27 protein-coding genes are annotated in these 25,336 nt (G+C 58.5%); 12 read left to right on the forward strand and 15 right to left on the reverse strand.

All coding sequences use genetic code 11. From position 1 onward, the window contains the following. Positions 1–16 precede the first annotated feature (16 nt). The 5 genes from RAK1035_RS04985 to dgcN all read right to left on the reverse strand — a co-directional run bounded on the left by RAK1035_RS04985 (position 17) and on the right by dgcN (position 4,386). Positions 17–880 carry a branched-chain amino acid aminotransferase gene (locus RAK1035_RS04985; protein WP_008282661.1) on the reverse strand — a complete coding sequence of 288 codons (864 nt, stop codon included), beginning with the start codon at positions 878–880 and terminating at the stop codon, positions 17–19. A gap of 55 nt (positions 881–935) precedes the next feature. Further along, positions 936–1,427, reverse strand: coding sequence for a VOC family protein (locus RAK1035_RS04990; RefSeq protein WP_008282662.1), 492 nt, complete (start codon positions 1,425–1,427; stop codon positions 936–938). Between the two features lie 96 nt (positions 1,428–1,523). After that, on the reverse strand, positions 1,524–2,384 hold the full coding sequence (locus tag RAK1035_RS04995) for a D-amino-acid transaminase (RefSeq protein WP_037298628.1): 861 nt from the start codon (positions 2,382–2,384) through the stop codon (positions 1,524–1,526). A 4-nt stretch (positions 2,385–2,388) separates the two neighbouring features. Further along, complete coding sequence (gene dgcA / locus RAK1035_RS05000; RefSeq protein ID WP_008282664.1) at positions 2,389–3,354, reverse strand: N-acetyl-D-Glu racemase DgcA; 966 nt, start codon at positions 3,352–3,354, stop codon at positions 2,389–2,391. A 30-nt stretch (positions 3,355–3,384) separates the two neighbouring features. Then, a complete protein-coding gene (gene dgcN / locus RAK1035_RS05005) occupies positions 3,385–4,386 on the reverse strand; it encodes an N-acetyltransferase DgcN (protein WP_008282665.1) in 1,002 nt (333 codons plus the stop codon). Positions 4,387–4,638: 252 nt separating this feature from the next. On the opposite strand from dgcN, the gene RAK1035_RS05010 reads away from it, so the two are divergent. Beyond that, positions 4,639–5,598: an L-malyl-CoA/beta-methylmalyl-CoA lyase gene (locus tag RAK1035_RS05010; protein ID WP_008282666.1), complete on the forward strand. Its 960-nt coding sequence runs from the start codon at positions 4,639–4,641 to the stop codon at positions 5,596–5,598. Between the two features lie 33 nt (positions 5,599–5,631). Here RAK1035_RS05010 and RAK1035_RS05015 read toward each other — a convergent pair whose 3' ends face one another. The 3 genes from RAK1035_RS05015 to RAK1035_RS05025 are packed head-to-tail and all read right to left on the reverse strand — an operon-like array spanning position 5,632 to position 7,921. Continuing rightward, the gene (locus RAK1035_RS05015; RefSeq protein WP_008282667.1) at positions 5,632–6,228 is read right to left on the reverse strand and encodes a Smr/MutS family protein; all 597 of its coding nucleotides are present in this window, start codon (positions 6,226–6,228) and stop codon (positions 5,632–5,634) included. Further along, on the reverse strand, positions 6,225–7,265 hold the full coding sequence (mltA, locus tag RAK1035_RS05020; RefSeq protein ID WP_008282668.1) for a murein transglycosylase A: 1,041 nt from the start codon (positions 7,263–7,265) through the stop codon (positions 6,225–6,227). The genes RAK1035_RS05015 and mltA overlap by 4 nt, the downstream gene beginning before the upstream one ends. Continuing rightward, on the reverse strand, positions 7,262–7,921 hold the full coding sequence (locus tag RAK1035_RS05025) for a Tim44/TimA family putative adaptor protein (protein ID WP_008282669.1): 660 nt from the start codon (positions 7,919–7,921) through the stop codon (positions 7,262–7,264). The genes mltA and RAK1035_RS05025 overlap by 4 nt, the downstream gene beginning before the upstream one ends. A 109-nt stretch (positions 7,922–8,030) precedes the next feature. Between RAK1035_RS05025 and RAK1035_RS05030 the strand changes: the two genes are divergently transcribed. Together RAK1035_RS05030 and RAK1035_RS05035 are read left to right on the forward strand one after the other, a co-directional pair. Next, the gene (locus RAK1035_RS05030) at positions 8,031–8,495 is read left to right on the forward strand and encodes an FxsA family protein (protein WP_008282670.1); all 465 of its coding nucleotides are present in this window, start codon (positions 8,031–8,033) and stop codon (positions 8,493–8,495) included. Positions 8,496–8,711: 216 nt separating this feature from the next. Next, positions 8,712–9,827, forward strand: coding sequence for an alpha/beta hydrolase (locus tag RAK1035_RS05035; RefSeq protein ID WP_008282671.1), 1,116 nt, complete (start codon positions 8,712–8,714; stop codon positions 9,825–9,827). 134 nt (positions 9,828–9,961) lie between these two features. Here RAK1035_RS05035 and RAK1035_RS05040 read toward each other — a convergent pair whose 3' ends face one another. Further along, a complete protein-coding gene (locus RAK1035_RS05040) occupies positions 9,962–10,861 on the reverse strand; it encodes a LysR substrate-binding domain-containing protein (RefSeq protein ID WP_008282672.1) in 900 nt (299 codons plus the stop codon). A gap of 107 nt (positions 10,862–10,968) precedes the next feature. On the opposite strand from RAK1035_RS05040, the gene RAK1035_RS05045 reads away from it, so the two are divergent. From RAK1035_RS05045 to RAK1035_RS05065, 5 genes are read left to right on the forward strand one after another with little or no spacing between them, the layout of a single operon-like run. Further along, the gene (locus RAK1035_RS05045) at positions 10,969–12,069 is read left to right on the forward strand and encodes a D-cysteine desulfhydrase (RefSeq protein WP_008282673.1); all 1,101 of its coding nucleotides are present in this window, start codon (positions 10,969–10,971) and stop codon (positions 12,067–12,069) included. Between the two features lie 29 nt (positions 12,070–12,098). Beyond that, the gene (locus RAK1035_RS05050; RefSeq protein ID WP_008282674.1) at positions 12,099–12,974 is read left to right on the forward strand and encodes an amino acid ABC transporter substrate-binding protein; all 876 of its coding nucleotides are present in this window, start codon (positions 12,099–12,101) and stop codon (positions 12,972–12,974) included. 58 nt (positions 12,975–13,032) lie between these two features. Then, on the forward strand, positions 13,033–13,752 hold the full coding sequence (locus RAK1035_RS05055) for an amino acid ABC transporter permease (protein ID WP_037298631.1): 720 nt from the start codon (positions 13,033–13,035) through the stop codon (positions 13,750–13,752). 1 nt (position 13,753) lies between these two features. Beyond that, entirely contained in the window at positions 13,754–14,410 is a 657-nt protein-coding gene (locus RAK1035_RS05060; protein WP_008282676.1) for an amino acid ABC transporter permease, read from the forward strand. Continuing rightward, positions 14,407–15,138, forward strand: coding sequence for an amino acid ABC transporter ATP-binding protein (locus RAK1035_RS05065; RefSeq protein WP_008282677.1), 732 nt, complete (start codon positions 14,407–14,409; stop codon positions 15,136–15,138). Before RAK1035_RS05060 ends, RAK1035_RS05065 begins: the two co-directional genes overlap by 4 nt. Positions 15,139–15,386: 248 nt before the next feature. Here the strand turns inward: RAK1035_RS05065 and hpxZ are convergent, their stop codons facing one another. The 6 genes from hpxZ to RAK1035_RS05095 form a co-directional block, all read right to left on the reverse strand. After that, entirely contained in the window at positions 15,387–15,788 is a 402-nt protein-coding gene (gene hpxZ / locus RAK1035_RS05070) for an oxalurate catabolism protein HpxZ (RefSeq protein WP_008282678.1), read from the reverse strand. Beyond that, the gene (locus RAK1035_RS05075; protein WP_083803349.1) at positions 15,785–16,960 is read right to left on the reverse strand and encodes an amidase; all 1,176 of its coding nucleotides are present in this window, start codon (positions 16,958–16,960) and stop codon (positions 15,785–15,787) included. The genes hpxZ and RAK1035_RS05075 overlap by 4 nt, the downstream gene beginning before the upstream one ends. A gap of 11 nt (positions 16,961–16,971) precedes the next feature. Beyond that, a complete protein-coding gene (locus RAK1035_RS05080; RefSeq protein WP_008282680.1) occupies positions 16,972–18,264 on the reverse strand; it encodes a TRAP transporter large permease in 1,293 nt (430 codons plus the stop codon). Between the two features lie 10 nt (positions 18,265–18,274). Next, a complete protein-coding gene (locus RAK1035_RS05085; RefSeq protein WP_008282681.1) occupies positions 18,275–18,787 on the reverse strand; it encodes a TRAP transporter small permease in 513 nt (170 codons plus the stop codon). 129 nt (positions 18,788–18,916) lie between these two features. Continuing rightward, positions 18,917–19,918 (reverse strand): TRAP transporter substrate-binding protein, encoded by a 1,002-nt coding sequence (locus RAK1035_RS05090; protein ID WP_237183430.1) that lies wholly within the window; start codon positions 19,916–19,918, stop codon positions 18,917–18,919. A gap of 165 nt (positions 19,919–20,083) precedes the next feature. Beyond that, complete coding sequence (locus RAK1035_RS05095) at positions 20,084–21,670, reverse strand: gamma-glutamyltransferase family protein (protein ID WP_037298633.1); 1,587 nt, start codon at positions 21,668–21,670, stop codon at positions 20,084–20,086. A 129-nt stretch (positions 21,671–21,799) separates the two neighbouring features. On the opposite strand from RAK1035_RS05095, the gene RAK1035_RS05100 reads away from it, so the two are divergent. From RAK1035_RS05100 to RAK1035_RS05115, 4 genes are all read left to right on the forward strand, one after another. Beyond that, positions 21,800–22,474, forward strand: coding sequence for a TetR/AcrR family transcriptional regulator (locus RAK1035_RS05100; protein WP_037298635.1), 675 nt, complete (start codon positions 21,800–21,802; stop codon positions 22,472–22,474). Positions 22,475–22,868: 394 nt separating this feature from the next. Then, complete coding sequence (locus tag RAK1035_RS20685; protein ID WP_008282685.1) at positions 22,869–23,138, forward strand: AtzH-like domain-containing protein; 270 nt, start codon at positions 22,869–22,871, stop codon at positions 23,136–23,138. An 80-nt stretch (positions 23,139–23,218) separates the two neighbouring features. Beyond that, entirely contained in the window at positions 23,219–24,403 is a 1,185-nt protein-coding gene (locus tag RAK1035_RS05110; RefSeq protein ID WP_008282686.1) for an ABC transporter substrate-binding protein, read from the forward strand. Positions 24,404–24,465: 62 nt separating this feature from the next. Continuing rightward, on the forward strand, positions 24,466–25,335 hold the full coding sequence (locus tag RAK1035_RS05115) for a branched-chain amino acid ABC transporter permease (RefSeq protein WP_008282687.1): 870 nt from the start codon (positions 24,466–24,468) through the stop codon (positions 25,333–25,335). Position 25,336 lies beyond the last annotated feature (1 nt).

Consider the following 25,336-nt stretch of genomic DNA (forward strand, 5'->3'; position numbering starts at 1 on the left):
CACTGCCCCCCAATTCTCAATTCGCGGAATGCGCCCAATCCCAATACATCTGGCGTACCTTTTCGGTGACCGGCCCAAGGGCATACTGTGTCTCTTCAAAGGCCGAAACGGGCGTCACCTTCATCAGGTTGCCGGACAGGAACACCTCGTCCGCCGCGTGAAAATCGTCGAAACTCATCACCGTTTCATGCACCTCGATCCCCTCGCGGCGCATATTCTCAATATGGCGCGCGCGGGTGATCCCGGCCAGAAACGTGCCGTTGGGAATGGGGGTGAACACCGCACCATCCTTGACGGCAAACACATTTGCGGTTGCGGTTTCGGCCACATTGCCCAGCGCATCCGCCACCAGCGCATTGCCAAAACCACGCCCGCGCGCCTCTTTCAGCATCCGCGCGTTGTTGGGATAAAGACAGCCCGCCTTGGCATTGACCACCGCGTCCTCGAGCACCGGACGCCGGAACCGCGTGCGCCCAAGTGTTGTGCTGAATCCCTGCGGCGGCATCGGGATTTCCTCAAGACTGATGGCAAAGCCCGTGGCACCCTCTTTGGGCACAATCCCCAGATCGCCCCCCTCTAGGGCCCAATACATCGGCCGGATATAAACCGCCGCCTCCTTGGGATAGGCGCGCAACCCCTCCCACACCCTCTCGACCATGTCTGCCGCCTCGACCGTTGGCGTGATCATCAGGGCACGAGCCGAGGCATTGACGCGGGCGCAATGCCGATCAAGATCGGGGGCAATTCCATCGACATAGCGCGCGCCATCAAACACCGTCGTTCCAAGCCAGGCCCCGTGATCCGCCGCCCGGATCACTGCCGGATCGCCCTCGTGCCAGGCCCCGTTGAAATAGGTGCGAATATTCGTGCCCGTCGCCATCTGCTCTGCCCTCCCTTGCGGTCAGGCAGAGCCTAGGCCTTGCTTTGCGCCGCGTCTAGCCCTCTGCAGGAGCGTGTGACAAAAGCTCTGTCAAATCAATGGGATCATTCACCATCGCCAGATTGCCCGCCGCATCGCGGGGCCATTCGGATTCAGGGCGGTCGCGGTATAGTTCCACCCCGTTGCCATCCGGGTCACTCACATAAATCGCCTCGCTCACCCCGTGATCTGCCGCGCCTTCGATCGTGATCCCGGCCCGGACCACCCGCCGCAGGGCATCTGCCAATTGCGCCCGGTCCGGATAGAGAAACGCGGTGTGATAGAGGCCCGTGTGCCCCTTGGGCGCAGGCGTGCCGCCAAGGCTCTCCCATGTGTTCAGGCCAAGGTGATGATGATAGCCCCCCGCCGATAAAAAAGCAGCGCGGGTGCCGAATTTCTGTTGCAGTTCAAAGCCCAGAACACCGGAATAAAATGCGATGGCGCGGTCCAGATCGGCCACTTTCAGATGTACATGGCCGATGCGGGCCTCAGGGTGAACAGGGGTCATTTGCGGCTCCAATCTCAGGTTTCCCCTAAAATGGCCGCAACCGCCCCCGTGCTCAATTCCCCGATTCTGCCCAGCTTCTGTGCGCGAATGCGTGTCTCAGACCGCCGCTTTCAGGCTCTCTTCCAGATAGATTTCGCGCAGCCGCGCAGCCACCCGCCCCGGTGTGCCATCACCCAAGGCCGCGCCGTCAATCTCGACCACCGGCATGACAAAGGCACTGGCCGAAGTCACAAACGCCTCATCGGCATCCTTGGCCTCGTCAATCGTAAAGGCGCGTTCCTCAACCTCCATCTGCGCCTCACGCGCAAAGCGCAGGACAGCGGCGCGGGTGATCCCGTGCAGGATGTCGTTGGACAATTGCCGCGTGATGATCCGGTTGCCCTTGACGATATAGGCGTTGTTGCTGGTGCCTTCGGTCACATGACCATCCTCAACCATCCAGGCGTCATCGCAGCCAGCCTTTTTGGCCATCATCTTGCCCATGGAAGGATAGAGAAGCTGCACCGTCTTGATATCCCGCCGACCCCAGCGAATATCCTCAATGCTGATCACCTTGATGCCTTTTTGGGCAACAGGGTTTTGCGCCAGACCCGGCTTAGACTGGGTAAAGAGGACCAGCGTCGGCTCGGTCGTTTCGGCATTGGGAAACACGAAATCGCGGTCGCCATCGCTGCCGCGCGTCACCTGCAGATAGACCAGACCATCGGTAATGTCATTCGCCCGCACCAATTCGCGGTGAATTTCCAACAGATCGTCGAAGGCTGCTGGCTTTTTCATATCGAGTTCATTCAAAGATCGTTCCAGCCGCGCCAGATGCCCGCCGAAATCAATCAGTTTGCCCCCCAGCACGCTTGTCACCTCGTAAACGCCATCGGCCATCAGAAACCCCCGGTCGAAAATCGAAACGGTGGCTTCGGTTTCCGGCAGATACTCGCCGTTTACATAGACAGTGCGCATGGTCTTATCCCCATAACTCTGGCCGCGGCGGATGCACGCCTGCAGCATCGAAAATCAAAGCATCCTCGCGGTCTTCGGCCAGAAGCAGCGGGCCGTCAAGGTCTGTCACCATCGCGCCTTGGGCGACAAGCACCGCAGGCGCCATCGCAAGCGAGCTTCCGATCATACAACCCACCATGATTCCATACCCTTGGGCGCGTGCCGCTTCGCGCAAGGCCAGCGCCTCGGTCAGACCGCCGGTCTTGTCCAGCTTGATATTGACCACGTCATATTTGCCCTTGAGCTTGGGCAGGCTGGCGCGGTCATGGCAGCTTTCATCGGCACAGACCGGCACCGGACGCGCCATGCCTATCAGCGCCTCATCGTCTCCGGCGGGCAGCGGTTGTTCCACCAGCGCGACGCCCAATCGCACCAGATGCGGGGCGAGATCAGCATAAACCGCCGCGCTCCAGCCTTCATTGGCATCGACGATGATCTTGGCCTGCGGCGCGCCACGGCGCACCGCTTCTAACCTTGGCATGTCGTCTGGCGTGCCCAGCTTGATCTTGAGCAAGGGCCGATGTGCATGTTTCGCGGCCTGCGCCTGCATCGTCTCGGGCGTATCAAGTGAGAGCGTGTAGGCCGTGATTTCCGGCACCGGCGCAGGCAAACCCGCCAGTTCCCAAACGCGGCGTCCCGCGCGCTTGGCCTCCAGATCCCAGATCGCGCAATCCAGCGCATTCCGCGCTGCCCCGGCAGGCAACAGATCATAGAGCGCGGCGCGCGTTAAATCCCCCGACAGACCCTCGATCTGGGCTGTCACACTCTCCAATGTCTCGTCATAACGGGCGTAGGGCACACATTCGCCCCAGCCGGTCACGCCCCCATCGGTCACACGCACGGTCAGCACTTTGGCTTCGGTCCGCGATCCCCGGCTGATGGTGAACACCTGCGCCAACCGGAACACATCCCGCGTTACATCAATCTGCACACGCGCCCCCTTTCATCGTTTCAAACATACTCAAACCGCCGCCAAGGCAGCCACCAGCGGCGCTGCTCCAAATCGGTAAGGATCGGTTGCAGGCAGGCCCATTTCGGCCTCGACACGTGCCAGATAGGCGCGCGCGCTCTCCTCGGTCATATGCTGCGTATTCACCGAAACGCCCACGATCTGACAGGCCGGATTGGCAATCCGCGCGATGGGCAGAACCATGTCACGCAGCGCCTCGAGTGTTGGCGGCGTGTAATCGGGCAGACCACGCATATGCGTGCGCGTCGGCTCGTGGCAGAGGATCAGCGCATCGGGCTGACCGCCATGAATAAGCGCCATCGTGACCCCGGAAAAGGAGACGTGGAACAGGCTGCCTTGCCCTTCGATCAGATCCCAATGATCCGGGTCATTGTCAGGTGTCAGCCATTCCACCGATCCGGCCATGAAATCCGCGATGACTGCATCCAGCGGCACGCCATCGCCGGTGATGAGAATCCCCGTTTGTCCGGTCGCCCGGAACGTGGCCTTCATCCCAGCGGCGATCATCTCGCGCTCCATCGCCATGGCGGTATACATCTTGCCCACCGAGCAATCCGTGCCCACCGCCAAACAGCGCTTGCCGGTCCGTTTCTTGCCATCTGCGATGGGGTATTTGACCGACGGCACCCGCACATCATGCAGGGTGCGCCCCGTCGCCTCGGCCACCGCGCGCAGATCTGCCTCGTCGCGCAAGAGGTTATGGAGGCCTGCCGCCAGATCAAACCCTTCTTCCAGCGCCGCCACCAACACCTTTTTCCAGTCTTGGCTGATGACACCGCCCCGGTTGGCCACGCCAATCACCACGGTCTTGACGCCCGCCGCCTTGGCCTCGGCCAATGTCATGTCGGGCAGGCCCAGATCGGCCCCGCAGCCGGGCAGGCGCAATTGACCCAGCGCATTCTCGGGCCGCCAGTCACGAATGCCAATGGCAACCTTGGCTGCCAGCATGTCGGGCGCGTCGCCCAAGAACAACAGATAGGGGGTCTCGATCATGGCGCATCCTTTCGCTATAGCTTGGCGGCAGTTTCCAACGATTTACTTGCGATTTTCTGTTTGATTTCATGTAAATTTCTTAAGTGACACATGTTCCTTCGACAAATGAGTGAAATCATCGAATTTTCTTTCCTCTACCCGCGAACCGCCCAATCCCTGCGCCGGGAAAAGCGCCTTGCAGAGCCTTGCGCAATTTCATAACCACAGCCGCGACAATCCCGCAATTTCCTTATGTAACGGAGCCACCCGCCCATGAGCTTTCGCCTGCAACCGCCCGCCCCTGCCCGCCCCAACCGCTGCCAATTGTTTGGCCCCGGTTCCAATACCAAACTGTTCGAGAAAATGGCGGCCTCGGCGGCGGATGTGGTGAATATCGACCTTGAGGATTCGGTTGCCCCAACTGACAAGGATATCGCCCGCAAAAACACGATTGAGGCAATCAATTCGGTTGATTGGGGCAAGAAAACCCTGTCGGTGCGGATCAACAGCCTCGATTCCCCGTTCTGGTATCGCGATGTGGTGGATTTGCTTGAACAGGCGGGCGACCGGCTGGATCAGATCATGATTCCCAAGGTGGGTTGCGGCGGGGATATCTATGCGGTGGACGCGCTTGTTACCGCGATTGAGGCCGCCAAAGGCCGGAAGAAGCGGATCGCTTTCGAGGTCATCATCGAATCTGCTGCTGGCATCGCCCATGTCGAGGAAATCGCCGCCGCCTCGCCCCGGCTTGAGGCAATGAGCCTTGGGGCTGCGGATTTCGCGGCCTCCATGGGGATGCAAACCACCGGCATCGGCGGCACGCAAGAGGATTACTATATGCTGCGCGAGGGCCAGCGCTATTGGTCTGACCCGTGGCATTGGGCACAGACCGCTATCGTGGCCGCCTGTCGCACCCACGGCCTCTTGCCGGTCGATGGCCCGTTTGGCGATTTCTCGGATGATGAGGGATTTCGCGCGCAGGCGCGGCGCTCGGCCACGCTTGGTATGGTTGGCAAATGGGCGATTCACCCCAAACAGATCGCGCTCGCCAATGAGATTTTCACGCCTTCTGAGGCCGCCGTGCAAGAGGCCCGCGAAATCCTGAAGGCAATGGAAGAGGCCAAGGCGCGCGGCGAGGGCGCGACCACCTACAAAGGCCGCCTTGTCGATATCGCCTCGATCAAACAGGCCGAGGTGATCGTCAAACAATCCGAGATGATCGTGGGACAGTAACACAACAAGGGGCGGCCCAATGGGCCGCCCTTTTTATTTCTGCCGCCGCAAATAGACGTAATAGGCCCCGCCACCGCCGTGTTTCAGATGCGCCTCGGTGATCTGCAACACCAGCGGTGCCAGCGGCGGCATCCGCAGCCATTGTGGCACATTGTGCCGCAAGACCCCGTGCCGCACCGGGATCGGCCCGCCGGTATCGCGATCCTTGCCCTTGCCCGTGACCACCAGAACCAGCCGCAGCCCCGCCGCATGTGAGCGCAGGATGAACCCGGTCAGCGCCGGATGCGCGCGATCCATCGTCATGCCGTGCAAGTCGATCTTGGCCTCGGGCAAAAGCTTGCCGCGCTTCATCCGCTGAAACGCTTTTTTATCCATCTGCACCGGCACAGTTGCCACACGCTCCGAAAGACCGGGCAGAAGATCATGCGCCGGGGGCGTACCCAGAGCCCTCTGGCCGATCTGAAAATCCTCCAACCGCGGCGTAGGCGGCGCGCTGCGCGGATTGCGGATCATCGGCTCGGGCGGCAAGGGCGAAACGCGGCCGGGCGTCTCAGGCCGAAGGCGCTGCGCGGTCCGGGCGACCTGTTGCCAAAGCTCCAACTCCTCAGGCTTGATGCGCCTGCGACTCACGGTTCCTGCTCCGGCAGCATGGCATAGGCGCGCTGAATGGGCATAAGCACAACCATTCGCCCCGGATCGCGCAACCGTCCCGCCGCCTGCCCCGCCGCATCGCCAGTGCCAAAGAAAATATCGGCGCGCTGCGCGCCCTTGATCGCCGACCCGGTATCCTGGGCCATCATCAGGCGGCGGATCGGGCCATCGCCATCCTTTTCCACCCAGACCGGCGCCCCCAAGGGCACAAAGGCCGGGTCAACCGCCACGGTGCGCAGGGTCGTGACCGACCGGTTCATCGCTCCCAAAGGGCCACGCTCGGCGGGCACATCGTCAATTCTGCGAAAGAACACATAGGACGGGTTGTGAAAGAGCAGTTCGCGCCCGGCCTCGGGATTGCGCCGCACCCAGTTCTTGATCACCTCGGCGGACACCTGATGCACCGAATAAATCCCGCGCTGCACCAGTTCGACCCCGATCGAGCGATAAGGATGGCCATTGGCCCCGGCATAGCCCACGCGGATCACCTGCCCATTCTCAAGCCTGATCCGCCCAGAGCCTTGGATTTGCAGAAAAAACAACTCGACCGGATCATCGACCCACGCAATCTCAAGCCCGCGACCGCGCATGACATCCGTTGTCTCAATCTCGCGACGGGTAAGCCAAGGGTTAGAAAGCCGTGCCTCGGGCGGCTCGCGGTAAACCGGATAGCGATAGCGCCCATCGGGGCGCGTCGCGCCATGCAATTCCGGTTCGAAATAGCCGGTAAAAAGCGCGGGCTTGCCCTCAGACATCATCACGGGGCGAAAGAACAGCTCGAAAAATCCTCGTGCGTCGGGGCGTTGCTGCGCCAAGGCACAGAGCGACCGCCAATCGAGGTCTTTCATATCTGGGCAGGTGTTGAGGAAAACAGAAAGGGCCGCGGCATGATCATCCTCGGCCCATCCATCCAGATCGTCAAAGCTCAGGATCTCGTGGGTCACGTCCTGCGCCTTGGCTGGTGCAACACACACCAGCCACAAGCTCAGCCCCAATCGCCACAGCCCCCGGATCATTCGCCCGTTGCGACAAGCCGCCAGTTGGGATCATCCGCACCCATTACACGCTCATAGGTCCAGACGTCTTTTTGACGCTTCGACTGGCCCGGCACCCCTTCGACGATCTCGCCCGTGCTATCGCGCACAACCGAAATCAACTCGCCCACGTACCGCACAGAGATTTCCGCGCGCCGCGTGTCGGCATCAAAGCGGGCATCCGCCAGTGTCAATTCGCGCACACCGATGAATTCGGCCTCAATCGTCAGCCCCTGCTGTTCGCGGGCATCGACCACCTGCGCAAAGGTCTCGTAGACATCGCGATCCAGAAACGGCGTTACCTCATCCAGCTTGCCGCGCTCAAACGCCATCAGGATCATCTCATAAGCACCACGCGCCCCTTGCAAAAAGGTCGTGACACTGAAATCTGGCTCAATGCGCTTCATTTCAGCCAAGGCCGCTGCGGCATCAGAATCTTCGGGCACATGATCAACGATGTCATGATCTGGACCGCCCTCGATCACCTCGAACTCTCTGCGGCGGCGGGTCTCGGGCGCGGGCGCGCTGCGCGTCGGACCCTCGAATCCGTCACGGGTGCCCAAAACACTCTTGAGCCGCAAAATCAGAAAAATGGCGATACCGGCGAGTACCAGTAACTGCAAGATGGGCGAATTCATGGACACCTCTTGTTGTGCGGGGCATGGTAAGCGTCAGCGCTCAGTCCTATGTAGGGGCTGGACAGGGTCAAGTCCACCGTAAGGGGCATAAAACAAAGGGGGGCCGCTCATGTGGCTTTTTCTGGCATTCCTCGCCGTTCCGCTGATCGAGATCGCACTGTTCATTCAGGTGGGCGGGCTGATCGGTCTATGGCCCACCTTGGCGATCGTGGTCCTGACCGCTGTGATCGGCACATCGCTCTTGCGCAAGCAGGGGGCGGTTGCAATGTCGAACCTGCGCCGCTCGTTCTCGGATCTTGATGATCCGTCGGAACCGCTGGCGCATGGGGCGATGATCCTCTTTGCGGGTGCGCTGCTACTGACACCCGGCTTTTTTACCGATGGTTTGGGCTTTGCGCTTTTGATGCCGCCGGTGCGCCGTTGGGTTTTCCGGCAAATCCGACAGCGCGTGCATGTCCAGCACTTTGAGATGGGCGGCCGACCGCCGCCCGCGCGCGATGATGTGGTTGAGACCGAGTATGAAGACGTGACACCAGACCGCGACACTCAAAACCCAAATCGTCGGTTGCACTGACACCGCCCCTTAAGCCTGCGAGGGCTTGTGCGCGGGAGCACCCCCGCCGCACCCACACCCAACGCGCTAGACTGCGCCCAGAGCAAAGTGCTCTGCGGCTCTCAAATCTGTTGATCCAAGTGGGAACCAAGGGCATGCTGAAATAACGAGTTTTGACTCACAAAACGCTGCCCCTGTCCGGCCTCTGCGCGCGAGACGCCCCATTTGAGAGAAGTCATGAAACGTCATTTTGGCACCCGATCCCTGATTTCCACGTTGGTCTTGCTGGTATTGGTCGGATGTTCGGCAGCGCCGGAAATCATTGGCATCAGAAACGCGAATGTCCCCGTTGAATCTGTCGAGGACCTGACAAAGCACCGTATTTTCATCATGTCGACGCGCGGCTCATCCGAGGTGGCTGGGGCCTTTTACTCCTCTGTTCGGGCACCAGAACTTGGCATGGCCTCGGTTGATGCCACTGTGCCCCCAACCCATGTTGTCGGCGTGCTGGAGCGGCCAAAGCGCCTGCCTCCTGATCCGCGCACCGAATTCACCGTCGTTAACCCAATCGTCTACAGCACCGATGCGGCCTTCATCTCGGGCATAAATCGTGAGCTGGCCAAACGCGCCCCCGGAGACCGCAAACTTCTGATTTTTGTGCATGGCTTTAACAACACCGCAAGCGACGCCGTCCTGCGCCTATCGCAATTTGTAGAGGACACCGACTTTCAAGGCGTGCCTGTGCTGTTCACCTGGGCCTCGGCGGCGAAGGGAACGCGCTATGTCTACGACCTCAACAGCGCGCTCATCGCCCGCCCCGAAGTAGGGAATCTGGCCGCCATCCTGAACCGGACCAAGGCCGAAAGTGTGGATGTTTTTGCGCATTCGATGGGCACCTTCCTGACGATGGAGGGGCTTGTCCACCAGCAGCAAACCGGCAGACTTGGCAAGGGAATTCCGATTGATCACATTATTCTGGCCTCTCCTGACATCGACATAGATCTGTTTCGCACTCAGATTTCGGCCCTGCACCCGTCGATCAAGCAGCGGATGTTTCTTCTGATTTCCAAGGATGACGCGGCACTGCGGCTGTCACGCCGGATTGCGGGGGGCGTGCCGCGTGTCGGCGCAGCAGACGCGCTCCAGTTGGAAAAACTCGGTGTGACCGTGATTGACCTGTCCAAAATCGAGGATTCCAATTCCGGCAGCCATTCCAAGTTCGCCGGCTCTCCGGAGGTGGTGCAACTGATCGGCGCGGGGCTGAATGCGAACGAACGTTTCGGCAAAACCGGAAGCAGCACGACATTTCAGGAGCTTCTTGCCAACACGCCCATCATGATTCTGCGAAATTAGACCACGGTCAGGCCACCCGCTTATCGTTTACCCGGCGCTAGGCGCATCAACCGGGCGAATATTTCAAGGGCAACGGGATAGCCTAGCCATGAAGGCCCCGTTTAAATGGTACGGCCTTGCTACGCGGTGCTGTTCTAAATCCGCGATGGTTCCACACTGTCATGTCGCAGGCTACAAAGGCGCATTGCAACTGGATCAGTTGGTCGGGCAAAGAGCGAGATACGCAGCGGCAGGGTTTCGGTATCTCCATTGCACACGATCAGCGCACCACTTTGGACCTCGCTGTAGACGAGGCTCATCGGTAACCAAGCGAGGGCAAATCCCATCAGGGCCATTTCCTTGACCCCAACGGTGAATGCACTCTCAGCAAAGGTGCTGCCAGAGTGGTTGGAATAGGAGGTACTCGCACCCGCAAGCATATCCGCGAAAAAGCTGCCGGGTGGATAGCGGATCATAGGTGTATCCTCGGGTGGGGCCCCCTTGCGATCAAGCGTGAAGCGCAGCGCGCCGCCGATCACCGGGACAAGCCGATCGCGGCCCCAAGTTGCACGAACGATACGGTCATCGAATGGCATCGGCTCTCCGCCATCGCGCTCATAGCACATGAGCAGCGAGGCTTCGCCGCTCAGGAAAAGCGAGATGCAGTCATTGTGGTTTGCCGCCCTTAGGCGAAAATCAACCTCCGGCTGCGCGTCGCGTGCGCCCGCAGCGAAATCAGGGAAAATCGAGACGATCAGCGAATGCTGCGCCGCGACTGTTACGGTCGATCTTGCGGCATTGTATTTGGCGATCCGCTGTCTGAGGGCCTCAACATGCCGGATCAGCGCCTGAAGCTCGACGATGTTTTCAGACAACGCCGGTTCAATCTCGACGCGGTTGGCTGCACGTTTGACGATCGGCCGACCAAGCCAATTCTCAAAGCTCTGGATGCGTCGGGAAAAAGCTGGTTGCGTGACATTTCGGCGTCGTGCGGCACGGCTCATATTGCCCTCTTCCAAAAGAACAAGCACGTCATCGAAGATGTTGAGATCCATTTTTCATCCCTCACCCATACTTTTGATATGAGTAGTCCAAGAAAATAGCATTTTCCACCGCTGTAAAGGGGGGTTAGCCTGTTTCCGATATTGGGTGAGGGTCATTCATGGGCGAAGGGCATATTTCGGGGGCTGCTCGGCATATCCGACAAAGTGCGTGGCCGTCGGCCGCGCGCCGAAAGGATCTGGCAAGCGCGCTTGCGGCATTTCCCAGAGTGCGTCTGGGGCATTTTCCCACCCCGCTGGAACCCATGGATCGGCTAACCGAGCATTTGGGTGGACCCCGCTTTTGGGTAAAGCGTGATGACTGCACAGGGTTGTCCTCTGGCGGTAACAAGACCCGCAAGCTCGAATTCCTGATGGCCGATGCATTGGGAGAGGGTGCGGATACGATCATTACCCAAGGTGCCACCCAATCCAATCACGCGCGCCAGACAGCGGCCGCAGCGGCACGACTGGGCATGGCCTGCCATATCCTGCTCGAAGATCGGACCGGCTCTGCCGACCCAGAATATACGCTGAGCGGCAATGTGTTTCTTGACCGGCTGCATGGCGCAACAGTGGCCAAGCGGCGGGGCGGCGCCGACATGACGGCAGAGATGGAGCTTCTGGCGGTAGAGCTTCGCGCCGACGGGCGGAAACCCTATGTCATTCCAGGAGGTGGCTCGAACAGCACCGGCGCGCTTGGGTATGTGAATTGCGCCTTGGAACTTTGCGAACAGTCCGCGACCATGGGGTTAAAGATCGACGCATTAATCCACGCCACGGGCAGCGCGGGCACCCAAGCGGGCTTGGTGGCTGGCCTTGCGGCGCTGGAAAGTGACATCCAGCTCCTTGGTATTGGCGTTCGGGCCCCTCAGGACAAGCAGGAAAGCATGGTCTTTGAGCTTGCGAAACGCACCGGTGCGCGCATCGGCTGTGAAGAGGCCATCCGTCGTGAAGACGTAAGGGCCAACTGCGATTACGTGGGGGCGGGATATGGCATTCCCACGCAAGGCATGGTCGAAAGCGTCAGGCTTCTGGCCGAGCTTGAAGGCCTGCTGTTCGATCCGGTCTATTCCGGCAAAGGGCTTGACGGTCTGATTGACCTGACCCGCAAGGGCGCCTTTGGCGACATGGAGAATGTCGTCTTTCTGCATACTGGCGGATCAGCCGCGCTGTTCGGATACACCGGCGCGTTTAACCTGCCAGGCTATCAGGCAAACTAACCACCAATGAGAAGAGGGAGAATTTGACCATGGACTTTAAACTTGCCCGCCGCGTGCTTGCTGTCGCGGCTTTGACAACCGGGCTGGCGCCTGCCGCGCTCTGGGCTCAGGATCTGACGGGAACTCTCGCCAAGATAAATGACAGCGGAGAAATCGTGATCGGCCATCGCGAAAGCTCGGTGCCATTTTCCTATCTGAATGATCAGCAGCAGCCCGAGGGCTATTCGATTGACCTGTGCATGAAGGTGGTCGAGGAAGTGGAAAAGACGCTCGGCAAGGATATCGAAGTCCGCTATGTGCCCGTCAATCCCAAGACCCGCATCGCGCTTATGGCGAACGGGACAATTGATCTGGAATGTGGGTCCACCACCAACAACCTGACGCGCCAGCAGCAGGTTGAATATCTGCCCGTGACCTTTGTGACCGGCACCAAGATCCTGACCCGAAAGGATTCGGGCATTTCCTCGGTTGCCGATCTCGACGGTAAATCCATCGCGCTGGCACAGGGCACAACCAACGAACGCGCCGTCAAGGCAGCGGTCGAAGCCCAGGGGCTAGAGGTGAAAATCCTGCCGGTACGTGACCATGCCGAAGGCATGCTCTCGCTAGAGACCGACCGGGTTGATGCCTACTCCACAGACCACATTTTGCTGTTCGGTTTGATTGCCAAGTCCAAGACACCGGATGAATTTGCCGTTGTCGGTGATTTTTTGTCCTTCGATCCCTATGCGCTGATGGTCCGTCGTGACGACAGTGCCTTTGAACTTGTGGGCAAGACCGCGCTGGCCAACGTGTTCCGCTCGGGCGAGATCAACGAGATCTATTCAAAGTGGTTCGACCCGATGGGCGTGCCTGCCGACCCGCTCCTGCAGGCCGCATTCCAGCTTGGTGCCCTGCCTGAGTAAAAGACCTGTGGCCCGCTCGTGACTGGGCGGGCCGCGCAAGATCGGGGGACCGGCCAAGATGAACTATAACTGGAACTGGAGCGTTCTTTGGGAACCGGAATACTTCGGCTGGCTCCTGAGTGGCCTTGGCTGGACCGTGTCCGTAGCGCTCTGCGCTTGGGTGATCGCGATAGTCGTGGGATCGCTGGTGGGCGTAGGCCGAACCCTGCCCAATAAAGTGGTAAGCACACTCTGCACCACCTATGTCGAACTGTTTCGCAACGTTCCGCTGCTGGTGCAGATGTTCATCTGGTATTTCGCCGTCCCCGAGATGTTGCCCGAGGATGCCGGGCGCTGGATGAAGCGCGACATGCCACAACCCGAGTTTGTCACGGCAGTTGTGGCCTTGGGCCTCTATACCGCAAGCCGCGTGGCAGAACAGGTGCGTGCCGGGATTGAGGCGGTGCCATCGGGCCTCAAATCAGCGGCAACCGCACAGGGTATGGGCGTGGCGCAGGTCTACCGATACGTTCTTTTGCCGATTTCTTTCCGCCTGATCGTGCCGCCAATGACATCGGAATTCCTGACCGTCTTCAAGAACTCATCGCTCGCGCTGACCATCGGGCTGCTCGAACTGACGGCGCAAAGCCAGCAGATCGCAGAATACACATTCCAGAGTTTCGAGGCCTATACGGCAGCCACCGTCATCTACGTGTTCATCGCGCTCTGCGCCACAATCGTCATGACTGTCCTGGAACGCTACACGCGCATTCCGGGCTATGTTGGCAAGGGGAACTGAGATGGGCGATTTTGATTTCGACGTCATCCTGAACAACCTGCCGTTCCTCTGGCAGGGGTTGCAACTCAGCTTATGGCTTACCTTTCTTGCGGTTTTGGGCGGTATCGCTTTGGGCACTTTGCTCGCGCTTGCGCGGCTCTCGGGGATCAAGCCGCTGGCGATATTCGCTGCGGCCTATGTAAACCTGATCCGGTCCGTGCCCTTGATCCTTGTGATTTTCTGGTTCTACTTCCTTGTGCCTTTGGCGCTTGGCCGGCCCATCGGCGGCTTCTATTCAGCGCTCATCGCCTTTGTCATGTTCGAGGCCGCCTATTATTCCGAGATCATGCGCGCCGGTATTCAAAGCGTTCGGACGGGTCAGGTACACGCGGGACAGGCCACCGGTCTCGGCTACTGGCAGATTCAGCGTTACATCGTGCTGCCGCAGGCATTCCGCAACATGATCCCAATCCTTGTGACACAGGGAATCATCCTGTTTCAGGATACCTCATTGGTCTTTGTCGTATCGCTTCGCGACCTGATGACCGCCTCTTCCATCGTGGCCCGAACCGAGGGCCGCCTCGTTGAAATGTATCTCTTTGCCGCGCTCGTTTACTTCGTGATCTGTTTTTCAGGTTCGCTGTTCGTGCGTCGGCTTCAAGCGCGGATGACGACATGATCGAAATGAAAAATGTGAGCAAGTGGTACGGGGACTTCAAGGTTCTCACCGATTGCACGACAAAAGTTGCAAAGGGCGAGGTCGTTGTGGTCTGTGGGCCCTCTGGCTCGGGAAAATCCACCCTGATCAAATGTGTGAACGGGCTTGAGCCGGTTCAGGAGGGGCGGATCGTCGTGGATGGCGCCGAAGTGACAGGCAGCGGAGCAAAACTGACCAAGCTGCGCGCCAAGATTGGCATGGTGTTTCAGCATTTCGAGCTTTATCCCCATATGAGCGTGCGCGATAATCTGTGCCTTGCGCAGGAAAAGGTGTTGGGCCGGACCCGCAAAGAGGCAGAGGCGAGATCCGAGACGCTCTTGACGCGCGTGGGAATGATTGACCACGTCGCCAAATATCCCGGCCAGTTGTCGGGCGGTCAGCAACAGCGCGTCGCCATTGCACGTGCCCTTGCCATGGACCCGATCGCGATGCTCTTTGATGAACCGACATCCGCGCTTGATCCCGAGATGATCAAAGAGGTTCTCGACGTTATGGTTGGGCTGGCCCGTGACGACGGCATGACCATGATGGTGGTCACCCATGAGATGGGCTTTGCGCGCAAGGTCGCGGACCGTGTCGTCTTCATGGATGCGGGGGCCATCGTAGAGGATCGCCCAACGAAAGAATTCTTCGACGCGCCCGAAAGTGAACGCGCACAGGACTTTCTGTCAAAAATCCTGCAAAACTGAGGTTCCCCCGCGCTCGGCTCGTCCACGATGCCAAGGTGTCACCTTGGTGAAGTCGGAGGATGAAGGCTATTGTCTCGGGGTGCTGGGGTTCACGCCTGCGCCTTATCGCGTGACCCTAAAGCCCGTTCTGCAAACCTTGGCCTGCCATCCCAGTCGTTCTCGCGGGTTGCCACGTCTGCGCGACACAGGTTGAGGCTGACCCCAACGATAGGCTGCGCGACAATGAGAGTAAGGCGTTGCAAAGCTGACTACTCAAGATCGACGATGGACACATGGGCTGAGACAATTTGCCAACCTACTTCAGGAAGCTTGATCAGAGTCTGGCTCTGCCGTCCCGTTCGGGACGCAGGCCATCCCGCGCGGGTGAATATCGCGTTCGTTGTGGCACAATCATCGCCAAATGTTGTGACGACCACGCGCAGAAGACTGCGCGCAAGGCCCACACCCGGCCGCGCCTTTCGGAATGCAAGAATTTCATCCTGCCCGAACAGATTTTCAGAGGCACCCAGCCGGATCGTGTGATCACTGGACCAAAACAAGGCATCAAGCGTCTCTACATCATTTGTGACAAGGGCCGTCTCGTAGCGATAGAAAACCTCTGTCACTTCGGCGTGCACCTCTGGGCGGTTGATATAGCTCAGCTCGGTCATGCGCGATCCTGTGGCTTTGGTTCAAAGATCTGCGCTGTCTTGATGAGAAGATGATCCGCCCCCTTCGCCCCTGCCAGAGACAGCCCAACCGGCGCCCCGGTATAGGTCGCGAGCGGGATGCTGATCTGCGGCAAACCCGCATGCCCTGCAACGCAGAGCATGGTCAAAGCGGCATTGCGGAACAATTCCAGATCACTCTGTTGGGTTGATCGCAGCGGAGCAGCACCCGGCGAGGTTGGGAAAACAAGGATCGTTGCGGGATCAATCGCCTTTTCCAGATGCTCACGGATGGCGCAACGCTTTTCAACGGCGCTATCAAAGTCTTGGCGTGTGATCCGGCTCGCGGTTTCAAACCGCTCTCGTATCCCCGGACCAAAATCAGGTTGGTTTTGCGTGATCCAAGGGCCAAGCGTTTGCCAGATTTCATAGCCTTGATGGATACGGAACGCCCCTAACCAGTCGCTTAGATCCCCGTCTGGCAAAATTGGGTCTGAGCGATGATCAACCACGGGAAGTGCATCGCGCAGGGCCGCAGAAACGCCGCTCTCAGCCAAGGACCACAGGTCTGAGGGCAACCAAAACTTGATCGGCTTCACCGTCGCAGGCGCATCCTGAAAAACAGAAGCGACAGTCGCCATGGTCATCAGATCACGCGTAAAAAAGCCGGGTGTATCGTAGCTGGGTGCCAATGGCACAAGGCTGTCCCCAGACATAAGCCCATGGGTTGGCCGCCAGCCGTAAACGCCACAAAAGGATGCAGGCAAACGAACGGAACCGCCGGTGTCACTTCCAAGGCCGATATCCACCAACCCGGCAGCCACACTGGCCGCCGAGCCAGAGGAGGACCCCCCCGGTACGCGGTCCTGAGCAGCGGGATTCAAGGGCGTACCATAGCGCGCATTCACCCCCATCAGACTATAGGCCAGCTCATCCATCTGGGTTTTGCCGATAATCTCTGCGCCCGAATCCAGCAAAACCTGCACGACAGGAGAGGTCGCGGTCGCTGCGCCGTGGAACTGGCCCCACTCTGGGCATCCAGCCCCGGTTACATGCCCTGCAATGTCAAACCCGTCTTTGACGCCAACGCGCAAGCCTGCAAGTGCGCCAGAAGGGCTTTGTCCTTTCAGCGGGCTGTCAAATCTCGCTATGAATGGGTCGCATGTCGGCAACATCTTGTGCCTCCTTAGAAGGTTGTTGAGATATTCGGGTAGAATTGCGCAGGCAGCCAGAGCGACGTGATCGGTACATAGGTGATCACGAACAGGGCGATCAATCCGACCAGAATGAAAGGCAACGCGCCCTTTATGGCTTCGTTGAAACTCACGCCAAGCGCCCCCGAAACAAAGAGGTTCAGCCCAAAGGGCGGCGTGAACATGCCGATTGCCGCGTTGACCGCAAGAACGATGCCCAGATGAATGGGATCAATACCCGCCGCAACGGCCACGGGTACGATGAACGGCACAAGGATGATGATGATCGAATTCGGATCAAGGACCATGCCAGCCAAAAGAATGAGGCAGTTGATCGTCAATAGAACGTAAATCGGGTTATTGCCGATACCCGCCAGCAAGCCTGTCAGTCCGCTGGCGACACCCGAGGTCGTCAGATACCAAGCAAAGGCTGAGGCCGCAGCGATAATGATCATGACTTGCGCCGTCGTGATGGCACTGTCGACTGCTGAATCAAGAATGTCGGACAGGGTCATTTCGCGGTAGATCAAGGCCGAAACCAAGACGGCATAGATGACCGCGACTGCCGCCGCTTCTGTCGGGGTGAATATGCCCCCATAGATGCCCCCGAGAATGATGAACGGCGTGGCAAGGCCCCAGAAACATCCACGCGCCGCAGTGAGTATCTCGGTCGTGTCCCAGCGCGCCTCGCGGGCCATGCCTGTGGCCCTTGCGTACACAACGCAAACGCCGATGAACGCCACACCATAGACCAATCCTGCGCCTACGCCCGCCAGAAACAGTGCCCCGATCGACACGCCCGTGACCGCGCCATAGACGATCATGAAAATCGACGGCGGGATAATGATGCCCATGGATCCGGAACTCATCAGCAGGCCGATGGAAAACCAGCGTTTGTATCCTTCCTTTTCCATGGCGGGCAGCATGATCTTGCCCACCGCGATCACGGTTGCGGGGCTAGAGCCCGAGATCGCGGAAAAGAACATCGAACTTGTAACAGTTGTGATCCCCAATCCGCCCAGCAACGGGCGCACCAAGGCATTTGCCAATCTTATCAGACGCTTGGAAATTCCACCCTGGGCCATGATATTGCCCGCAAAGATGAAAAACGGGATCGCCATCAGCGGAAACTTATCAATGCCGGAAAACAATCGCTGAATGATCAGCACAGGCGGAGTCGAAGTCGTGGTTTCCAGCGCCACCATCACAGGCAACAGCAACACGACAAAGACGGGAACACCCACAAGAAGCAGAGCAACGAGGGATCCAAAGAAAATGGCGTGCATCTGGGTATCCTTAGGCTGTACTTTGAGCAGCCGTCAGACGGCGCGCATCTTTTGACAGTAACAAGGCGTTCTGGACAAACCGCACCGACATGAGCGTGCACCCCGTCGGAATGGCGAGGTAGACAACCCACATGGGCCATTCGAGCGACGCGGATGTTTGGCCAAACTGTTTCATCTGGCTGACAAGGGTCCAGCCATACCAGGCCAGCATCGCCGTGGTGCCAGCGGCAATCAGCGCTGCGATCTGTGCCAAACGATGCGCCATGCCGGGCGGCAAAATAGCCCCCAGCACATCAATCGAGATATGCGCCCCAGAGCGGGCCCCAATCGCCCCGCCGATAAACACAAGCCAGACGATGGAATAACGGGTCAACTCAGCCGCCCAAGCGAGCGCGACACCAAAGAACGCACGCAATGCAACGTCTGCGACCAAGATTATAACGGCAACCAGCAGTAGAATTGCGACTGAGGTACGTTCCAGAAATGTCAGCGTGGCGTCGATCCGTGTCAGCCATTTCAGCATCGGCAAAGTCCTTGTTGACGGGGCAAAAAGCCGGGGCTCAGCCCAAGCACCTGGATCGGCCCGCAAAGCCCAGCGGGCCTAGGGCCGATCCCAAGGCCCTGTCATACCGACAGGGCCCTTTGCATCAGATCACTTGGAGAAGGAGTTAATCTCCGCATAAGCCGCCTCGAGTAGATCACTGCCGATGCGGTCTGCGAATTTCTCGTGTACCGGCTGCATGGCCTCTGCGAAGAGGGCCAATTGTTCCGGTGTCATTTCGACCACTTCGGTGGTGCCCGCATCAATGATTTCCTGAAGCAGGCGCCCATTGTCCTCTGCCGAAACCTGGCGTTGGTAATCGCCGGCCTCGCGCGCGGCGGTCATCAGTATGTCTTGCATTTCGGGGGCCTGCGCATCGAACCACACCTTGGAAAAGATAAACGCGGTCCCGATATAGCCGTGGTTCGACAACATCATGTAGTCCTGCACTTCGTAGAACTTCATCGAGTTGATTGATACGATCGGATTCTCTTGGCACTCTACCACGCCCTGCTGAAGGGCCGTGTAGGTTTCGGAAAAGGCCACGGGGATGGCCGTTGCACCCAAGGCTTCAAACTGAGCAATCAGAAGCGGGCTTTCCATCACGCGGACGTTGCGCCCAACATAGTCTTCGGGTTTGCTGACGAGATGGTTGCAGGTCAGCTGTTTAAATCCCGATTCCCAGAATTTTGCGCCCACGAAACCCGACTCTTCAAGCGATTTGAGCATCGCGCCACCAACCTCTTCTGAATCGAGCAGTGCATAGGTCGCCTCGACTGACGGAAAGAGGAAAGGCAGGTCGATCAACTGCAATGACGGGCTAAAGTTCGCAAGCTTGGCAGTGGGAATGGGCGCAGCCTGTACCGCACCAAATTGCATTTGCTGAGCAACCTCAACATCGTCGCCAAGCGCGTTGTTGGCATAGATTTCAACCTCATAGGCCCCGTTCGATGCGGCCTCTACAAGCTCTTTGAATTTTACAGCACCTTTGTGCTGTGCCGAGGTGTCTGGCAGGTCATGGTGAAACTTGATGACCTCTGCGAGAGCGACAGTCGATGTCATACTCAGCACAAGTGCAGTAAGGCAACCAATTGTAATCTTTCTCTTATTCATTTCGTTCTCCTGTAGGACAAGTTTCTGTCTGACGCGCGAATCTGTGAGCGACACTTGGTAAGGGCACAATTACTTTGCAATTCTGGTGTCCTTTTGGCTGCGGGCTAAAAGACTATTGCCCCGGAAAACGGCACGGTGATTGCTTTTTGGGCACTCGCTGAACCTCTAGAACGCAAGGGCCGCACCATCAGCGCGCGGATCGCTCGCGGCCTCCATCAGCCCTGTGCAATGCTGCACCACGGCCCCTGCGTGCCCAGCAAGATCGGACCATGGGGAAATCATCTCGATGTCATGACCGACCGCACGTAGACCCGCGACAAGAGAGGGATCAAAGCGGTCCTCAAGTTTGAGCGTTGTGGTTGTTTCACCCCAGGTCTTGCCCAAGAGCCAGCGCGGCGCGCTGACCGCCTGCTGTAGGTCTTGACCGAAAACTGCGTAGCGCGTGAAAACTGCCGCTTGCGTCTGTGGCTGCCCTTCGCCCCCCATCGTGCCATAGGCCATGATGCGGCCATCGTTCAGCGCGGCAAGTGCGGGATTGAGGGTGTGAAACGGGCGCGCGCGAGGGCGCAATTGATTTGGACCAGCGTCCAACGAGAAACCCGCGCCTCGGTTCTGAAAGAAAACACCCGTATCGGTGCAAGTCAGCCCAGAGCCAAATTCCCAGAACACGGATTGAATGAAGCTGACAATCGTTCCCTCTGAATCGGCCGCGCCCATCCAGATTGTATCGCCCGGCTTTGCCGGGTGCGGCCAAGGCAAGGCCCGCGCAGGATCAATTCGGCCCGCAAGGTCGGCTATATGATCCGGGTGCAGCCAGTCTTGGGCTGGGCGCTCCATAAAGTCAGGGTCGCCAAGCTCTGCATTGCGCTGAATGAAGGCCTGCTTTGTGGCCTCGACCAATCCATGCAGATGTTCAAGACCGTCTGCCTTGGTCACGCCAAGCCGGTCAAATATCGCGAGGATCATCAACGATGAAATCCCCTGCGTGGGTGGCGTCATATTCCAGAGTTGCCCCGCGCCAATCTGCGTTGTGAGCGGTGTCACCAGCTCTGCCGAGAAGGCGTTGAAATCCTCCAGTCGCAGCGGGCTACCTTTCGCGTCCAGAAAGGCGGCATGGGTCTGTGCAATGTCGCCACGGTAATAGTCGTCCAGCCCGGCCTCTGCCAAACGGGCGAGCGTATCCCCGAGAGCTGACTGTCGCAGTCTGTGCCCCGGCGCAGGCGGCCTGCCCCCGACCAGATAGGTTTCGGCAAAGCCCGGCACATCCCTGAGCCCATCCAGCTTTTCCAACGTCGTACGAGATTGATTGCCGGTGACCGCGATTCCGTCACGGGCCTGCGAAATCGCGGCACCAAGCAGATCCTTTAGCGGCATCCGGCGTCGGTCCGGCACCAGTGCCAGCGCTTTGGCCCAGCCATCAATCGTGCCCGGCACTGTCAGAGCGGCCAAGGCACCCCGCGCAGGGATTGCACCTGTTACGCCCTGCGCGGCATACCAGCCGGGCGTAGCCAAAGAGGCAGCCCGACCGCAGGCCGATATTCCGACAGGCGCCATTCCCGGCCGATGAATGAGCCAGAACCCGTCACCTCCGATGCCGTTCATATGGGGGTATGTGACCGCAATGGTTGCAGCCGCGGCAACCATTGCCTCAATCGCAGTGCCGCCTGCATTCAGCACATCCCGCCCCGCCAAGGCTGCCGCTCGGTGGGGGGCACTGAATGCGCCGTTAAATCCCAATGCTGTGCTTAGCAATCTCTTCACCTCTAAGTGAGCACTTGGAAATATGAGGCATGGGTTAAAATAGTAAGTCAACTATTACTTATAGTTCCCTGCAAACAAAATCTGTTTATGATGGGCTGGGCCAATCACCGAGGAACGCTCATGAGCAATAGAATTTCAGCAGTCCCAGAGGTCGCGCCCAGAAGTGAAGGTCGAAGCGCATCGCAAACCAAAGAGAAGATATTGCTCGCAGCGATCGAAGAGTTCTGCGAGCACGGATATGCTGGCGCGAGCACAACGAATATTGTCCGTGCAGCCGGCTGCAATATCCGGATGCTGTACCATTATTTCGAAAGCAAAGATGGCCTCTACCTTGCCGCTCTGACACGCGTCTACCAACATCTGCGCAGCAGCGAAGCCTCTGCGAATTTCTGGAATCTGCCCCCTAAACAAGCAATCATCGCCCTGACGCATTTCACCTTTGACTACATGCTAAGAAACCAAAGTTTCCCGCGCATGATCATCAATGAGAACCTCAACAAGGGGCGCGCAGCGGTCAATATTGCCGACTCGATCAGAACAGCATCAGCGCCCTTCATCGCCAAGATAGATAAGCTGATTTCGCAAGGTCATGCATCGGGCGAGTTTCCGTATCGGCCAGATGCGCTTAATCTCTACCTCACAATTCTGGGCCTCAGTTTCATTCACATCACCAACAGATTCACTCTCACGGCAACCTTTGGCGTGGATATGTCATCACCGGAATTTTTAGCAGAGCGAAAAAGGCACGTGACACAAGCAGTACTCGCTTTGCTTTCAAGTGATATCAGCACTTGAACCCTGCGCCCCGTTTCGTTGTCGGCAGAGCGTCTCTGCAGTTTGTGGAGCGGTAGCGTATTGAGCAATGGCCATGCAGCCCAAAATCACCGGCACGGCGGCGGTGTCTTTCTAAGGTATTTTCAAAGAAGACCGCGCAATCTCGGCCGAAGCCGCAAGTGATTAAACTCTGAAGGTCGAATTCCACCCCAATCGCCGCCCCCAAAATCGAGCAATATTTAGGCACTTGCATAGTAAGTAAGCAATTACTCACCACCCCTTGCGGAATTGCCAGAGCTGAACCTGCAAACAAGTTGCAACGACGCGCCTTTTGCGTGGACCTCAAAACAGACGCGCGCTCGGACCTGTCTAGAGCACGCGCGTTCTGACGTTTCGTCCGGGGGCTCAATAAGGCATGAAAGTTAACATCACAGAGACTGGTGAAGAGGTAACAACGTCTTTTGATGACGATGCGGCAGCTCTCATGGGCAGTGATGGCAGCGCATTGGACAGGCTCTTTTGGACGAGCACTCAGATCATCCGGTTCGGTGCCGCCCACAAACTTCTCGGCGGCGCGCACATCGCTGAATTCACCAGAGCTTCTACCCATAGGATCGGTCGCCAAAGTCATCCTTGGGCGCACCCGCCGGATCGGCGCAACATCGTCGCGTCCCTGTGTCCGTGATGGATGACTGAGCGCGCGACGATCCGCGCGCATCAATGGCGACTGACCTAACCCTTCAACCAGACCCGAAAGGAAACCACATGAAGACCATTCTGAACCAAAAGTTCACGCGCCGCTCCTTTGCCGGGCTTGCGCTCGCCACGGTCACAGCGTTTGCTACACCCGGCCTGGCGCAGGATACCATCAAGATCGGGCTGATCGCCTCTCTCTCCGGCCCCTCTGCCAAGTCCGGCGAAGCAATCACCCGAGGTATGGCGCTGGCGATTGATGAGATCAACGCAGCCGGCGGGCTGTTGGGCAAACAGGTCGAGATGATCCGCCGCGATGACGAGGACAACCCCGGCAAAGGTCTGACCGCAGCGCGTGAACTGGTCCAGCGCGAAGGGGTCGTGGTGTTGTTTGGCGGCCTGCAAACGCCTGTCTCACTCGCCTTGGTGCCTTACATGAACCAAGCCAAAGTTCCGTTCATGGGGCCATGGGCCGCTGGCACCCCAATCACCCAAAACGGTGCCGAAGAGAACTATGTCTTCCGGGTGTCTGCCGTGGATGAAATGGTAGACGTCGCTCTCGTCGAACGCGCGGTGACAGTTCATGGGTCAAAAAACCCCGGCATGATGCTGATCAACAACCCTTGGGGCGAGTCAAACGAGAAAGGATTGACCGCCGCCCTTGAGGCAAAGGGAATGCCCACAGCCGGGATTGAGCGGGTTGAAGCAAACGATATCGACGTCGTTCCACAGTTGACCCGACTAAAAGAGGCCGGTGCCGATGCGATCTTTATGGTTGCCAATGTGGGCCCGTCTGCGCAGGTCATGAAATCACTGGAGCGCATGGGCTGGGACGTTCCGGTCATATCCCATTGGGGACCAGCCGGAGGCCGCTTCTCTGAACTGGCCGGGCCGCGTGCCAAAGACGTGGAAATGATCCAAACCTTCACCTTCTCAGGCAACGACTCGCCCAAAGCTGCGGCAACTCTGGACGCGCTAATGGCCAAGTTTCCCGAAATCAAAGGTCCGGCGGATGTCACCCCGGCAGTGGGCATCGCGAATGCCTATGACGCGATGCATCTTACGGCTCTTGCCATTCAGAACGCAGGTTCAACGGACGGTCCGGCAATTCGCCAAGGGTTCTATGACATCGACAGCTATGACGGGTTGATCAAAACCTATTCCACCCCCTTCACGCCAGAGCAGCACGACGCGCTTGGAGCAGAAGACTACGTGTTCACGCGATTTATTGACGGCGAGATCATCCCCATCAAGTAACGCCCCCGAAACAAAACGTCGGAAGGCCAAAGGGCCTTCCGTATCACTTGCGGGAGAGGATCATGATCGCGTCCACACTCATTACCGGACTGGCGCTTGGCTCGATGTACGGGCTGATGGCTCTGGGCTTTCACATTACCTATGCGGTGTCAAAAACAGTCAACTTCAGTCAGGGTTCATCGATGATGTTCGGCGCTGTCATGGGGTATACTTTCATGGTGACGCTGGGTTGGCCGTTCTGGATTGGAATTCCGGCGGCTTTGGCCTGTTGTGCGATACTGGGTCTCGCGGTGGAACGGTTCTTGGTTCGCCCTTTCGCCGCGCGCGGCTCTGACGCTTGGCTCATGGCGACGGTTGCAGGCGGGATTGTCCTTGATAACATCATTCTGTTCACCTTCGGCAAAGAACCCCGCAGCCTGCCGTCACCGTTTGTTGAAAATGCGATCGATATCTTTGGCGCTGGCGCCTATCCGTTGCAGCTGATCATTCCGGTCGTCGGTCTTGCGATTGCAATGGCCTTGACGATTGTGACGACCAAAACCCGACTTGGCAAAGCCATGCTGGCCTCTGTGCAACGACCAGAGGCGGCACGTCTGACAGGCGTGAATACACAAGCGGTTATCGCAGCATCCTTTGCAATTTCGGCAGTTTTTGCCGGTGTCGCGGGATTGCTGATCGCTCCGCTTTTCAACGTGTCGGCAGGCATGGGTGTCGTCTTTGGTATCAAGGCGTTTGCGGCTGCTATTCTCGGCGGGATCAGCAGCGCTTGGGGCGTCATGATTGCTGGCGTGCTTTATGGCTGCGTCGAGGCCCTGACCACCGCTTACATTGGTTCGAGCTATACGCAGATCGTCTCATTCAGTGTTGTCATACTGGTGCTGGTGACGGTGCCGAACGGCCTGTTCGGTCGCGCAGAACTCAAGAAAGTCTGAT

Source organism: Roseovarius sp. AK1035, assembly GCF_003288315.1.
In the GTDB taxonomy this organism is placed as follows: Bacteria; Pseudomonadota; Alphaproteobacteria; order Rhodobacterales; family Rhodobacteraceae; genus Roseovarius; species Roseovarius mucosus_A.